11 protein-coding genes are annotated in these 15,025 nt (G+C 62.2%); 9 read left to right on the forward strand and 2 right to left on the reverse strand.

Annotated features, from left to right (window positions below):
• The first annotated feature begins 325 nt into the window (after nt 1-325).
• The 4 genes from LC343_RS16545 (at nt 326) to LC343_RS16560 (ending at nt 7,504) form a co-directional block, all read left to right on the forward strand.
• Nucleotides 326-3,784, forward strand: coding sequence for an indolepyruvate ferredoxin oxidoreductase family protein (locus LC343_RS16545; RefSeq protein ID WP_223478267.1), 3,459 nt, complete (start codon nt 326-328; stop codon nt 3,782-3,784).
• Nucleotides 3,785-3,917: 133 nt separating this feature from the next.
• Nucleotides 3,918-6,254, forward strand: a complete 2,337-nt coding sequence (locus LC343_RS16550; protein ID WP_223478268.1) for a putative bifunctional diguanylate cyclase/phosphodiesterase — start codon at nt 3,918-3,920, stop codon at nt 6,252-6,254.
• A 189-nt stretch (nt 6,255-6,443) separates the two neighbouring features.
• Entirely contained in the window at nt 6,444-7,190 is a 747-nt protein-coding gene (locus LC343_RS16555; RefSeq protein ID WP_223478269.1) for an N-acyl amino acid synthase FeeM domain-containing protein, read from the forward strand.
• Nucleotides 7,191-7,279: 89 nt separating this feature from the next.
• Nucleotides 7,280-7,504 carry an aa3-type cytochrome c oxidase subunit IV gene (locus LC343_RS16560; protein WP_223478270.1) on the forward strand — a complete coding sequence of 75 codons (225 nt, stop codon included), beginning with the start codon at nt 7,280-7,282 and terminating at the stop codon, nt 7,502-7,504.
• Nucleotides 7,505-7,662: 158 nt separating this feature from the next.
• On the opposite strand, the gene LC343_RS16565 is transcribed toward LC343_RS16560, so the two are convergent.
• Nucleotides 7,663-8,544 carry a tetratricopeptide repeat protein gene (locus LC343_RS16565; protein WP_223478271.1) on the reverse strand — a complete coding sequence of 294 codons (882 nt, stop codon included), beginning with the start codon at nt 8,542-8,544 and terminating at the stop codon, nt 7,663-7,665.
• A gap of 110 nt (nt 8,545-8,654) precedes the next feature.
• A complete protein-coding gene (gene rpsU / locus LC343_RS16570) occupies nt 8,655-8,876 on the reverse strand; it encodes a 30S ribosomal protein S21 (RefSeq protein ID WP_223478272.1) in 222 nt (73 codons plus the stop codon).
• A gap of 491 nt (nt 8,877-9,367) precedes the next feature.
• Here rpsU and LC343_RS16575 point away from each other — a divergent pair, with 491 nt between their 5' ends.
• Genes LC343_RS16575 through LC343_RS16595 form a run of 5 tightly spaced genes read left to right on the forward strand, consistent with a single transcriptional unit; the run spans nt 9,368 to nt 14,939 of the window.
• Entirely contained in the window at nt 9,368-10,621 is a 1,254-nt protein-coding gene (locus LC343_RS16575; RefSeq protein ID WP_223478273.1) for a sarcosine oxidase subunit beta, read from the forward strand.
• 39 nt (nt 10,622-10,660) lie between these two features.
• The gene (locus LC343_RS16580) at nt 10,661-11,059 is read left to right on the forward strand and encodes a hypothetical protein (protein ID WP_223478274.1); all 399 of its coding nucleotides are present in this window, start codon (nt 10,661-10,663) and stop codon (nt 11,057-11,059) included.
• A 10-nt stretch (nt 11,060-11,069) separates the two neighbouring features.
• Nucleotides 11,070-11,402, forward strand: a complete 333-nt coding sequence (locus tag LC343_RS16585; RefSeq protein WP_223478275.1) for a sarcosine oxidase subunit delta — start codon at nt 11,070-11,072, stop codon at nt 11,400-11,402.
• A complete protein-coding gene (locus LC343_RS16590; RefSeq protein WP_223478276.1) occupies nt 11,399-14,401 on the forward strand; it encodes a sarcosine oxidase subunit alpha in 3,003 nt (1,000 codons plus the stop codon). The genes LC343_RS16585 and LC343_RS16590 overlap by 4 nt, the downstream gene beginning before the upstream one ends.
• Nucleotides 14,394-14,939, forward strand: a complete 546-nt coding sequence (locus LC343_RS16595; RefSeq protein WP_223478277.1) for a sarcosine oxidase subunit gamma — start codon at nt 14,394-14,396, stop codon at nt 14,937-14,939. The genes LC343_RS16590 and LC343_RS16595 overlap by 8 nt, the downstream gene beginning before the upstream one ends.
• Nucleotides 14,940-15,025: the final 86 nt, after the last annotated feature.

Below are 15,025 nucleotides of genomic sequence, written 5' to 3' on the forward strand. Positions count from 1 at the left end.
ATTCGGTGGTCAGTTTTCCTTACCAGCAATTGGTATGACGTGCGGCTTCCGGCTCGTGGCCGGAAATCCTGTCGTTTCGCAGCCGAAGCCCGTATTCACGGATCGGATACGGGGTCGTTGGGGGCGACGTCTGGTGCCGGGACGCCCAGGCCGTTATTCGCCTTGTTGCGTGCCCAAGTGTCCCGGGGACCGATTGTTTCGCGCGAACCGTCTGAAATCAAACGATCTTTCGCTTCCGCATCGCACAACCGAAATGATTTGACGAGCGTCCTGCAACACCCAACACTGTCGCCATGACGGACCCCCTTCCGCAGCGGAGATAGGCATGGATCTCAAACCGGTCACGCTCGGCGACAAGTATGACCTGTCTTGCGACCGGATATTCGTGACAGGCACGCAGGCGATCGTACGCATGCTGCTGATGCAGCGCGAACGCGATCGTCGCGCCGGTCTCGATACGGCTGGTTTCGTTTCCGGTTATCGCGGATCGCCGATCGGAGCGCTCGACCAGCAATTATGGGCCGCGGGCGGCATGCTGAAAGACGCCGGCATCGAATTCCAGCCGGGCCTGAACGAGGAACTGGCGGCAACGGCGTGCTGGGGCACCCAACAGGCCGAACTCGGCGGCAAGGGGTGCCATGACGGGGTCTTCGCGCTCTGGTACGGGAAGGGGCCGGGCGTCGACCGGACGGGCGACGTCTTTCGCCACGCCAACCTTGCCGGATCTTCGCCGCATGGCGGCGTGCTGGCTCTGATGGGTGACGACCACACGGCCGAATCCTCGACCAACGCGCACCAGTCCGAATTCGCCTTCGTCGACACGCTGATCCCGATCTTCAATCCCGCCGGAGTGCAGGAGATCGTCGATTACGGTCTTCATGCCTATGCGCTGAGCCGTTTCGCGGGGACGTGGGCGGCGATGAAATGCGTCAAGGACAACATCGAATCGACGGCGTCGGTCGAAGCCGGGCTGGACCGCATCCAGCCGCAGATCCCGAATTTCGAAATGCCGCCGGGCGGGCTCAACATTCGCCCGCTCGAACTCGATTTCATCGGCCAGGAGGAGCGCCTTCATCGCTACAAGCGCGAGGCGGCGGTCGCCTACAATCGCGCCAACAAGATCGACCATGTCGTCTGGCAGGGCGGGCGCAGTCCGAAGCTCGGGCTGGTTGCCGCCGGCAAGAACTATCTCGACCTGCGCGAGGCGCTCGCCGATCTCGGTATCGATGAAGTGGCGGCCGCCAATCTCGGGATAAGGCTGTACAAGGTCGGCATGCCGTGGCCACTCGATCCGGACGATTTGAAGCGGTTCGCCGATGGCCTGCAGACGATCCTCGTGGTGGAAGAAAAGCGCGGCCTGATCGAAGTGCAGATCAAGGAGGAGCTCTATCCGCTCGCCAACCGGCCATTGGTGGTCGGCAAGCGCGACGAGGACAATGCGGAGCTCTTCCCCGTGATGGGCGCGCTCGATCCCAACGATATCGCGGTCGCGGTCGGCGAGCGGGTGCTGTCGGTCTGCGGTCCGAACGAGGAGGTCGCCGCGCGCGTCCGTCATATCAGGTCGCTGCAAAGCGCTTTCGCCGATACGCGGGATGTCGCGGCGCGCATGCCGACCTTCTGCCCGGGATGTCCCCACAATACGTCGACGCGTGTGCCGGAGGGCGCGCGCGCCTCGGCGGGGATCGGCTGCCACTTCATGGCGCTCTGGATGGAGCGCGACACGGAAGGCTTCACCCAGATGGGCGGCGAGGGCGCCAACTGGGTCGGCGAGGCGGCATTCTCCAAACGCGACCACATTTTCCAGAATATCGGCGACGGCACCTATAATCACTCCGGGTCGCTGGCGATCCGTTTCGCGCTCTCCTCGAAGGCGAACATCACCTACAAGATCCTTTTCAACGACGCAGTGGCGATGACTGGCGGCCAGCATGTGGAAGGTGACCTCACCGTCGATGAAATCGCGCGGCAGGTTCGCGCAGAGGGCGTCAAGCGCATCGCCGTCGTGAGCGACGAGCCAGAGAAATATGCCGGGCATGCCGAATTTCCCGGCGGAACGTCGATCCACCACCGTTCGGAACTCGATACCGTGCAGCGCGAATTGCAGACCGTGCCAGGCGTCTCGGTGCTGATCTACGACCAGACCTGCGCCGCGGAGAAACGCCGTCGGCGCAAGCGCGGCACGTTTCCCGATCCGGACAAACGTGTGCTGATCAACGAGCTCGTCTGCGAGGGATGCGGCGATTGCGGAGTGCAGTCCAATTGTGTGGCGATCCAACCGGTGGAGACGGAATTCGGCCGCAAGCGCCGCATCGACCAGTCTGGCTGCAACAAGGATTTCTCCTGCCTGAACGGCTTTTGCCCGTCTTTCGTCACGGTGCATGGCGGCGAACTGCGCAAGCCGGAACCGGTAAAGCAGAGTGCCGATCCCCTGGAAGGCGTGCCGGCTGCATCGGCATTCGTCTTCAACGATGCGCATCCGGAATGGTCGGCGATCATCAACGGGATCGGCGGAACGGGCGTGGTGACGATCGGCGCGATCCTCGGCATGGCGGCGCATCTCGAAGACAAGGGCGTCGGCATAATCGACATGGCGGGCCTTGCGCAAAAAGGCGGCGCGGTCTTCTCGCACATGCGCATCGCGCCGACCCCGGAAGCCGTTTCGACGATCCGCGTGTCGCCCGGCAAGGCCGATCTTGTCCTCGGCTGCGATATCGTCGTTACAGGCAACCGCAAGGTGCTCGGTGCCATCCGCAAGGGCGAGACCCGTGTGGTCGTCAACAAGGCGGAGGTCATGCCGGGCGATTTCGCGCGGCACAGGGAATATGAACTGCCGACCGGCCGACTGGTCGCCGCGATCACCGAGACCGCGGGGGAGGAGTGCGTCGATTTCGTCGATGCCGGGAAGGCGGCGGAGGCGCTGTTCGCCAATTCGATCGCCGCCAACATGTTCATGCTGGGTTTTGCGGCACAAAAGGGTGCGCTGCCGGTGTCTTGCGACGCGATCGAACAGGCGGTCAGGCTGAATGGACAGGCCGCCGAGATGAATATTGCCGCTTTTCGCTGGGGGCGTCGCGCGGCGCACGACCCGGAGGCGGTCACGCGGCTTGTCGCGGAACGCGGACGCGGAGCCGGGCGCAAACGTGCGGATACGCTCGATGAGATCATATCGACGCGTGCCGGTTTTCTCGCCGTTTACCATAACAAGGCGTATTCCGACCGGTATCGCGCGCGCATCTCGGCCGTTTCCGACCGCGAGCAAGCCATTGCGGGGAAACCTGGCGCCCTTACGGAAACCGCCGCGCGCCAGCTGTTCAAGCTGATGGCGATCAAGGATGAATTCGAGGTCGCGAGACTGTATTCCGGGCCGGAGTTCCGACGTCAGCTGGAGGGTGAATTCCAGAGTTGGCGCAAGCTCGAATTCCATCTCGCTCCGCCGATCCTCGGTGAGCGCGATGCACGTGGCGTGCCGAAGAAGAGAGTGTTCGGACCACGGATGATGGCCATGTTCTCCATCCTTAGCCGTTTGAAATCGTTACGCTTTTCGCCGTTCAATATCTTCGCGCACCATCCGGAGCGGCGGCGTGATTTCGAGACGCTCGATATCTATGAACGCGACCTCGATCGTATCGCAGCGATGGCTGATCGTGACAATCTGTCCGAGGTCGCTGCCTTCGCGACATGGCCGGCGGACATCGCGGGATACGGTCATGTCCGCATGCGCAGCATCGACGAGGCGATGGCGCGTCGCGCCGAATTCAACCAGCCTCTCAAGGCCAAGATCTGAACCCCGCCGCCGCCGAGTGAGGCAATCAAGGCCGGCTTTTCGGGACCGGTCTCATTTCGAGACGCCTAAACGCTTCCTTAAGCGCGTACTGCTACGGTCCGCGCAAGATCAAAGGGGACGTGTCGAGGCGGAATTGAAGCAGACCACGTCAAAAGAAGTTACGGCCGAGGTGTACACGTCTTTCGTGGACACCTTCTTCGCGGATTCCCGCTCAATCGTGGTGGGGGCCGGGTTGCAGGTCGTCATTGTCGGTTCGGCATGGCTCGATACCGGCCACCCGGTCTATATCGTTCTGATTATTGCCATGCTGGCCACCGCCTTCCTGCGGTTGCGCCAGGCTGAAGCCTATCATCGCGACCGTGCGAACCGGCCACCCATGGATATCGACGCGCAGGTGCGCTGGGCCACCGTCTGGGAAAACCGGTACATGTGGCTCACGGGCGCGGCGACGACCCAGATCGGGCTCTATGCCTTCGCGGCGCTGCAGGTCGCCTCAAGCGAATATTCGATCATCTCGTCGATGATCATGGTCTTCGGAACGTTCCCTACGGTCGTCGGGCGAATCTACGGATCCGACCGTCTTGCCGCCGTTATCGTGGTCACGTTGATGGCGCCGACCGCGTTCGGCACGGTTCTGCGCGGTGATGCGGCGCATATCCTCATCGCGTTCCTGCTGATCCCCTATCTCCTGCTGGTCCGCACATTGGTGCATGACGTGCGCGCGGCGGTTCTCGACGCGATCCAGGGTCGCTGGAAAAACCAGGAAATCGCCGAGCGTTTCGACATCGCGCTCAATAACATGTCGCACGGATTGATCATGTTCGACGGCGATCTGCGCGTTCTGGTGGCCAACAAGACCGCGCGGACGCTGTTCGAAATCCCGGAGCATATCGACCTCGAAGGCCGGTATTTCGATGCCATTCTGCGCTACGGCCGTGCGCGCAAGGTCTTGTCCTCCCGTCAGGTCGAGAGATTGCGGCGCCAGTTGATGCCGATGATCCTGGAAGGCGGAGCCAACAAGCGTTTCGTGCTCAATGACGGACGCCACGTCGAGTTCAAGTCCAATCCACGCGCCTTTTCCGGGGCGGTTTTGACGTTCGAGGATATCACCGAGCGCATCAACGCGGAAAAGCAGATGGTCAACATGGCGCGCTACGACGCCCTGACCGGACTGCCGAATCGCAGCTATTTCGCGACCCTCATCGCCGAACGGCTGAAGCAGAAGGCGACAAACGGCGACTGCATGCTGGTCATGCTCGATGTCGACGATTTCAAGCACGTCAACGACACGCTCGGCCACTCGCAGGGCGACGCGCTGCTGCGCGCGGTGGCCAACAGGCTGAAGGATTTCCACCTCCGCGACATTCTGATTTCGCGCCAGGGCGGTGACGAGTTCATGATCTTCATTCCCGATCGTCCGCGCGACGAGCCTCCGGGACAGATCGCCGAACTCCTGCGCTCGACCCTGACCGGCGTCTACACGCTGAGCGGCGAACAGGTGCATGTGACCGTGAGTGTCGGTCTCGCCGCATCCGATCGTACATCGTTCGACCTGACCCGAATGATGGTGAAGGCCGACCTCGCGCTCTATCGTTCCAAGGCGCAGGGCAAGGGCGTCTGGTCGGTGTTCGAGGAGTCGATGGACGCGGAGTACAAGCGTCGCCAGATGGTGAAGAACGAACTGGCGAAGGCGCTCGATAGTGACAGTCTTGCCGTGCGCTATCAGCCGATCGTCGATGCAAAGACCGGAAAGATCGTGGCGTGCGAGGCGCTGTCGCGCTGGAACCATCCCGAACTTGGCGATGTCTCGCCGGCCGAATATATCCCGCTGGCCGAAGAAATGGGCATGATCGGCAAGGTGAGCCGTTCGGTCCTGAACCGGGCGACGCTCGATTGCGCGACCTGGCCCGAGGAAGTGAACATCTCGGTCAACCTGTCGGCGATCGATTTCCGCCGGTCCCGCCTGCTCGACGAGATCGACCATGCGATCCGCCAGTCGGGCATCTCGCCGCGACGACTCGAGATCGAAGTGACGGAATCCGCGGTGATCGCCAACGAAACGGAAATGCTGACGGTGCTTCGGCAAATCCGCGAGCGGGGCATCAAGGTGTCGCTCGACGACTTCGGTACCGGCTATTCATCGCTGAGCTACCTGCACAAGCTGCCGCTCGACAAGGTCAAGATCGACCGCTCCTTCGTCGAGGGGATCGAAAGCGGCCAGACGCCCATCGCACTGCTTCGCGGTGTCGCGAACCTTTGCCGTACGCTTGACCTTCAGGTCACCATCGAAGGCGTGTCGTCCGACGATCAGCTCAACCTCGTTCTCGCGACCGAGGGTGTGAGCCGCATCCAGGGCTTCGCCCTTGGGCCGGCATTGCCGTCGCAATCCATTCTTGAACTGGCGCGCCGCACGCTGTTGCCCGTATCGCCGGTGCGCCTCGTGCCCAAGAAGCCCGCCGCGGCTTCCTGACCACGGACCGCGTAAGTCGCGGACAACCCCCCAAGAAATTGCCCCCGAAAGACTGGCATCCGGTCTCGAAAGTTTATTTCAATTTTAACCATATTTCGAATTAAACATGGTTAACAGACACTTAACGAGATGTTGCTATTTACAACTTTAAGGATCGGCTTACCCTGTCCGTGCAGTTGGGGACAGGACATGAATGTATCGGTAGGACATATCGGAAAGCGTCATGGCGAAGACAGTCTGAACGACCGTATCTTCGACGTCATGGAGCATATCGAGTACCGGCGGATCGTTACGCCGGAGGACTTCGAGGAGATCGGCGACCTTCGGGCCAATGCGTTCGATGCGCGGGTCGTATACAGCAAGAAACTGGGAAATTCGGCGGTCGACGAGATGGATCGCGCGAAGAACGCCTATGTTTTCGGCATGTACTACGATGGCACACTCGTTTCGACGGTGCGCATGCATGTGGTGTCGCGCGAAAACCCGGACTCCTTTTCCGTTCGGATGTTTCCGAACACGATGAAGCCGCTGATCGAGCAGGGAATGAGCTTCATCGATCCGACGCGTTTTGCGATCGATGAGGAAGTGTCTCACGAAATCCCAGGTCTGCCGATACTGACGCTGCGGATCCCGTTCATGGCGACGGTGCACTTCAACGCGAATGCCTGCCTGGCGCTCGTCAAGGAAGCCCACGCGCCCTTCTATCGCCGCGTGTTCCGGTCGACGCAGCTTGCCGGTCCGGCGAAGTTCGATGAATTCGCGGTGCCGCTCGTTCTGTTCGCAGGGGCTCGGCAGTACGAAAAGGACATCTGCCGGCGCTACCCGATGTTCAATTCGACCGCCGCGGAACGCCGCATGATGTTCGACAAGAAGGTCAATGCGGTCCCGCCGCTGACAATCCTGCCGACAGCGAAATATGTCGCGAAAGCGGCGTGATGCCGCAATAGGCCCAACAGGGCATTGAAGTCGCGATAGGTTTTCGGTAATCGCAATCCATTGTGAATTTGCCGAGCGGAGCGAAAGCCATGGCCGACAACCATCCCTCTGGTCCTGCCGAAACCGGGGCCGAAATGGACTACGCAGAACACGAGCGCACCTTTGCCATGTTCATCAACATGAGCAAGTGGATCGTGATCTTCTGCGTTGCCCTGCTGATCGCCATGGCATTCGGGTTTTTCGCCGGTGGCGGCCTCTTCGGCGGAACCGTCGTTTTCATCGTTCTGATGATCATCGGCTATTTTCTTTCCTGACCGACCGTCGCCCTCGACGCAGGAACAGGATCGTCATCTTCTCGCCTCCGGCTCTGTCGGGGGCGAAGTCGTATGCGGACGGACGTTCGTGCCGACGAACGCGGCCATGTAATCGGAGAGACGTGATCGCTTGAGGGGCGATGAGGCCGACCGGCGGGTCAGCCTCCGACGCGGGCGAGACCGTTGCGCGCCGGCTCGTACTGGCCGTCGAGTTGCAGCGCGCGCTTGTAGGATTTCTGCGCCTTGGCCATGTCGCCTTGCTTTTCGTAGACCAGTGCCTGGTTGGCCCAGCTCTCGGCAAGGCGGTCGTCCAGGCGAAGCGCGTAGTTGAAATCGTCGAAGGCGTTGTCGAGTTGGCCCAGCGCCACATAGGACAGGCCGCGCCCATTATAGGGTTCCGGTGAACTCGGTTGCAGCGATATGGCCGTCGAGAAGTCGTCGATCGCAAAATCGTGCTGGCCACGGGTCTGGTAGATCAGGCCGCGGCGGTGGTAGGCGCGCGGGTCCGTGGTGTCGAGCTGGATCGCCTTCTGAAAATCATTGAAGGCCTCCGAGACGCGGCCGGCGCGGCGATAGAGTTCGCCGCGTCCGATATAGGCCGTATCGTAGCGCGGATTGATCCGGATGGCGGCATTGTAGTCTTCGGCCGCGCGGCCGAGATCGCCGGTGAAGCGATGGATGAGGGCGCGGTTCGCATAGGCTTCGAAGAAGCGCGGATTGAGTTCTATCGCGCGGTCGAAGTCGCGCAGCGCTTCCTGGTAGCGCCCGGCGCGTCCGAATGCCGAACCGCGTACATTGTAGCCGCTCGGGTCATTGGGATTGGCGCGAATCACATTGGTCAGCGACGAGATATTTTCCTGGCTGCCCTGTTCGGCTTCGATGTTCGAGGCGAACTGGGTATCGACGCCACTGGTCTCGCAGCCTGTCAGCGTGAGCGTCAGTGTGAAAAGGGCAATGGCAAACGCGGGTCGCCGGCCTTCCGGCCGACCGGTTCCGTTTGCGAGATATGCGATCCGCTCCTCGCCTCCGGTCTTTGCCATATGCCTGTATCCCTCACCATCCGTCGCCGCCGATGAAAAAAGGCGGCGCGCTCGTTTTAAGCAACGCCACCTTTTCAAATTAAAAAGAGACGAAATCGCGACGTAACGCGTTATCGACCGCGTGCGCCAATCAAACCTTCGCGCTGAGCGCGCTTGCGGGCCAGCTTGCGCGTCCGGCGCACGGCTTCGGCCTTTTCGCGGGCGCGCTTCTCCGAGGGCTTTTCATAGTGCCCGCGCATCTTCATCTCGCGAAAAATGCCTTCGCGCTGCATTTTCTTCTTCAGCGCGCGGAGCGCCTGGTCAACATTGTTGTCGCGTACGAGAACTTGCACGTGGATCCCAACTTTCCAAAGGGGTTGATAGCTATGTCGGGATACAACAATCCCGTCCGCGACGCATCCGCCGCAGATTCCGGGCCGCCATTAGCAGAAACGCCCGATGATGTCCAGAGTATTGCCGCTGTGGCGCGAAGTTTTGCGAAGCGGAACAGGTCTCGGCCAGTTCACGGATTTGTGAAACCGGTGGAAAGTCCCTTTCTTTTCCCGCTCTATCAGAATCGGGTATGACCCTACGTAAGGGTGGCGTCTCCATGACGCGCCGTATGCGATTTCGCTCGGTGGCCGTTTCTCAGGAAAGGGTTGCCCGGAAGGCACGGGATACGCCCCATTCCCGTGCCTTCCATTTTTCAACGGGTCCTTTTCGTGCGCCATGGCGAGTCGCAAAAAGGGCAGAGTGTCGTCGTATCGGACGATATTGCTACATCCAGCGGCGCGGGGCCAGGGGCCGAAACGCCTTTCTGGACGACCTGACGGGGTGATTTGCGATGCGGAAATATTCCGGATTTGCCTTGGTGCGCGAAGCCATGCGCGCTCACAAGGGATGGGACCGGCAGTGGGCCTCGCCGGAACCCAAACCCGAATATGACGTGATCATCATCGGTGCCGGCGGGCATGGTCTGGCGACCGCCTATTACCTCGCGAAAGAACATGGCATCACCAATGTGGCCGTACTCGAGAAGGGCTGGCTCGGCGGTGGAAACACCGGGCGAAACACCACGATCATCCGGTCGAACTACCTCTATGACGAATCCGCCGGGCTTTACGATCATGCGGTGAAGCTGTGGGAGAACCTCTCGCAGGATCTCAACTACAACGTCATGTACTCGCCGCGCGGCGTGATGATGCTGGCGCACAACGTGCACGATGTGCAGGTGTTCAAGCGGCATATCCATGCCAACCGGCTCAACGGTGTCGACAATGAATGGCTGACGCCGGAAGCGGCGAAGGAATATTGCCCGCCGCTCAACATTTCGTCGACGGCGCGCTACCCGGTCATGGGCGCGGCGCTGCAGCGCCGTGGCGGAACGGCGCGTCACGACGCGGTCGCCTGGGGCTATGCCCGAGCGGCTTCCGATCGCGGCGTGCATATCATCCAGAATTGCGAAGTCACCGGTGTCCGGCGTGGCGCGGACGGCGCGGTGACCGGGGTGGAGACCTCGCGCGGGTTCATCGGGGCGAAGAAGGTCGGGGTGGTCGCCGCCGGCAATACTTCGGTGATCATGCAGATGGCGGATGTGCGCATGCCGCTGGAGAGCTTCCCGCTGCAGGCGCTGGTCTCCGAGCCGGTCAAACCGTGCTTTCCGTGTGTCGTGATGTCGAACACGGTGCATGCCTACATCTCCCAGTCCGACAAGGGCGAACTGGTGATCGGTGCCGGCACCGACCAGTACACCTCCTATTCGCAGACAGGAGGCCTGCACATCATCCAACACACATTGGATGCGATCTGTGAAATGTTCCCGATGTTCACCCGCATGCGCATGCTGCGTTCCTGGGGCGGTATCGTGGATGTGACGCCGGACCGCTCGCCGATTATCGCCAAGACGCCGGTCTCCGGGCTCTACGTCAATTGCGGATGGGGAACGGGCGGCTTCAAGGCGACGCCGGGCTCCGGCCATGTTTTTGCCCACACCATCGCCAACGATAACCCGCACCCGATCAATGCGGGCTACACGATGGAGCGGTTCAAGACCGGTCGCCTGATCGACGAGGCCGCCGCCGCGGCCGTGGCGCATTGATGGCGGGCGGGCTGTTGACCATGTGGGGACGCCATGCTGATGGGGCTCATCATACGCCTCGCCGTCGCGGCGATGCCGACGCTTGCGCCGGCAGATACGCCGCAGCTGACCCATTGCATCGGTTCGATCGAGGTCCTTCGGATCGTACGGAGCGAAGAGCGCGTGTGGCCGTTTGCCGACGAGGGCGGCGTGCTGGTCTGCGACGACCAGTCTGGCAGGCCGCGCGTGACATATGCCCCGGAAGGAGTGTTCGGTGCACACGCGTTGATTTCCGACAACCCGTTGAGCCATTTCATGATGCTGATGCGTCATCGAGACTACATCACGCGGGGCTTGTCGCCGGAGGAATTCGCGTACGGAATGAACTGGTGGGGCCATGTCGGCAGACAGCTTTGCGAGCGCAAACGCGCTGTCACCATTCGCCCCTGCTTCAAGTAAGGATAGCCGCATGCTTTTGATCCATTGCCCCTATTGCGGCGAGGAGCGGCCGGAGCTCGAGTTTCGCCATGCCGGCGAGGCGCATATCGCGCGGCCAGAGAACATCGCGGAGATATCCGACGAGGACTTCGCGCATTACTTCTTCTATCGCGATAATCCGAAGGGTGTGACGTTCGAGCGTTGGCGGCACATGCATGGATGCGGTCGTTTCTTCAATGCGGTGCGTGACAGCGTGTCGGACAAGTTCCTGACGACCTACAAGGCCGGCGAACCGAAGCCCGATATCGCCGATGCGGCAAACGAGAACCAGATCAACACCAGCAAGGGACAAGGCGCGAAATGAGTGCCGCCGGAGCCAATCGCATCGCCGGAGCGGGCCGGCTGACGCCCGCCAATACCGTGCGCTTCACCTTTGACGGGAAGAGCTATACCGGCCTTCAGGGCGACACGCTTGCCTCGGCACTGATCGCCAACGATGTGCATCTGGTCGGCCGCTCCTTCAAATATCACAGGCCGCGCGGCATCCTTTCGGCAGGCCCCGAAGAACCCTCCGCGCTTGTCGGCGTGCGCAGGGACGCATCGCGCCATACGCCCAATATCCGTGCGACCGTGCAGGAGATTCATGACGGGCTCGATGCCGTCAGCCAGAACCGCTGGCCGTCGCTCACTTTCGACATCGGTGCGCTCAACGACATCGGGTCTCCGATGTTTTCGGCCGGCTTCTACTACAAGACGTTCATGTGGCCGAAAGCGGCCTGGAAACACATCTACGAGCCGGTGATCCGCAACGCGGCCGGGCTCGGCGTCGCGCCGAAAGAGGCGGATCCCGACAACTATGCAGCGCGCTATGTTCATTGCGACGTTCTGGTGATTGGTGGCGGCGTCGCCGGCCTGACGGCCGCGCTGTCGGCGGCGGAATCCGGCGCGCGCGTGATCCTGTGCGACGAGAATGCGCATCCCGGCGGGGCGCTGCGCTTCGAAGGCGAGGCGCGGCTCGACGGTATGGCGGGCCATGACTGGGCCGTACAGGCCGCGGGCCGGCTTGCCGCGATGGACAATGTACGTCTGCTGACGCGCACGACAGCGTTTGGCTATTACGCACAGAACTTCGTCGGGCTTGTCGAGCGCGTGACGGACCATCTGGCCGCGCCGGAACCGGACATGCCGCGCGAGCGCGTGTGGCAGGTGCGTGCCGGCAAGGTGATCATCGCCGCGGGCGCGATCGAGCGGCATATGGTGTTTGCCAACAACGACCGGCCGGGCATCATGCTGGCGTCGGCTGCGCGCACCTATCTCAATCACTACGGCGTCGCGGTCGGTCGCAAGGTTGGCGTCTATACCGCGAATGACAGCGCCTATGGCGCGGCGTTCGATCTCAAGCGGGCCGGCGCGGATATTCCCGCCATCGTGGATCTTCGCGACGAGCCCGATGCCGGTCTCGTCGAGGAAGCCGGCGTTCTCGGTATTCGGGTCCTGACCGGCCATGCGGTGACCGGCGCGGGCGGAAAGCTGCGCGTCGCCTCGATGTCGGTGGAACCGAAAAAGGGCGGCAGGACCGAGGTCATCCCAGTCGATGCGCTGATCATGAGCGCGGGTTGGACCCCGTCGGTGCACATGTTCTCCCAGTCGCGCGGCAAGGTCGCTTGGGACGAGGAAACCGGGCGTTTCCTGCCCGGAACCTATGCGCAGGAATGCGCAAGCATCGGCGCATGCAACGGCACGGACGGGCTGGAAGCCACCGTGAACGAGGCGCTCGCCGTGGGCGAGGCAGCGGCGAAGGCCGCTCATCCCAAGGCGAAGAAACCCTCCGTTGCGATCAGTGTCGGCAGCGCCGGAAAATGGGCCGGCGGCATGGTCGGTGCCGGGCCGGGCGCCGAAGCGGGCAAGGTGGTCAAGGCATTCGTCGATTTCCAGAACGACGTGACCGCCAAGGATATCCGATTGGCCGTGCAGGAAGGCATGCACTCCATCGAGCACGTCAAGCGGTTTACCACCAACGGCATGGCGACCGATCAGGGCAAGCTGTCGAACCTTCACGGGCTCGCCATCGCCGCGGAAGCGCTCGACAAGCCGATCCCGAAAGTCGGCCTGACCACCTTCCGTCCGCCCTACACGCCGACCACCTTCGGCGCGATCGTCAATCATGCGCGCGGCAAGATCTTCGATCCGATGCGGCGAACGCCGATGCACGCGGCGGAAGCAGCGGCGGGCGCCGTGTTCGAGGATGTCGGCCAGTGGAAACGCGCCTGGTACTATCCGCGCGCCGGCGAGGACATGCACGCCGCGGTCAACCGCGAATGCCGGACGGTGCGCGAAGTCGCCGGCATGTTCGACGCGTCGACGCTAGGCAAGATCGAGGTCGTGGGACCCGACGCTGCCAAGTTCCTGAACATTCTCTACACGAACCCCTTCCTCAAGCTCGGCGTCGGGCGCTTGCGCTACGGCATCATGTGTCGCGAGGACGGCTTCATCTATGACGACGGCGTCGTCGGGCGCCTCGCGGAAGACCGTTTCCACGTCACCACCACGACGGGCGGCGCACCGCGCGTGCTCCATCACATGGAAGACTATCTCCAGACGGAATTCCCCGACCTGAAGGTCTGGCTGACCTCGACCTCCGAGCAGTGGGCCGTGATCGCCGTGCAGGGGCCGAAGGCGCGCGAAATCGTGGAACCTTTCGTGGAAGGGATCGACCTCTCGAACGAGGCCTTCCCGCATATGAGCGTTGCCGAGGGAACCGTCTGCGGCGTGCCCGCGCGGGTTTTTCGCATGTCGTTTACCGGCGAGGCCGGCTACGAGATCAACGTACCGGCCGATTACGGACGCATGGTCTGGGATGCGATTTACGAACGCGGCGCGCCGATGGGCATGTGCCTGTACGGCACTGAAACCATGCATGTGCTGCGTGCCGAAAAGGGCTACATCATCGTCGGCCAGGACACCGACGGCACCGTGACGCCGCATGATGCCGGCCTTTCCTGGGCCATCGGCAAGAAGAAGACCGATTTCGTCGGCGTTCGCGGGCTGAAGCGTCCGGACCTTGTCGCGGAAGGCCGTCGCCAACTGGTCGGACTCAAGGTTAAGGATGGCAAGTCCGTGCTGGAGGAAGGCGCGCAGATCGTCGACAATCCGAAACAGGCGATCCCGATGAAGATGATCGGCTGGGTTTCATCGTCCTACTGGTCCGAGAATTGCGGCGCTCCGATCGCGATGGCTCTGGTCGAGAATGGCCATAATCGCATGGGCGAAACGCTTTACGTGCCGATGCCGGACGGTGTCATCGAAGTCGAAGTTTGCGGCACCGTGTTTTTTGACGAAGAGGGAGGCCGGCTCCATGGCTGAGGCCCAGATCGCGCGTGAATTGCCGTTGGCAGGACGGGCTGCCGGCGGTGCGTCCGTCTCCATCACGCCGGCGGAACCGGCGATGCGCGTTTCGTTGCGCGCGCCGCAGGAGTCGATTGCTGCCGTGTCCAAGGGTCTCGGGATCGACTTGCCGACCCGGCCCAAGCAATCCGCGGTCGCCGGGGCGCGATCCGTGCTCTGGCTGGGGCCGGACGAATGGCTGGTGATCGAGGAAGGCGACCGGGATCCGATGGCCGATCTCGCCCGCGCGACCGCGCTTCATTCGGCGGTGGACGTGTCGCACCGCAATACCGCGATCCTCGTGACCGGAACGCAGGTGGCCGATGTGCTCAATGCCGGCTGCCCGCAAGACTTGTCTCTCGAGGCGTTTCCCGTCGGCGCATGTTCGCGCACGGTGATGGGCAAGATCGAGGTCGTCCTTTTCCGTACGGCGGAGGATGCGTTCCGGGTCGAGTGCTGGCGGTCGTTTTCCGATTATGCCTTCGAGTTTCTGCGAGACGCCGCGCGCGGACTCTAGGCACCGTCATCGCGATTTCCGTACGGTCAACTCCGTCTTAAGCCGATTGTGTTCGACTCGCTGCGGGGCTGACACACCGGGATGAG

This window comes from Oricola indica (assembly GCF_019966595.1).
Classification (GTDB): Bacteria; Pseudomonadota; Alphaproteobacteria; order Rhizobiales; family Rhizobiaceae; genus Oricola; species Oricola indica.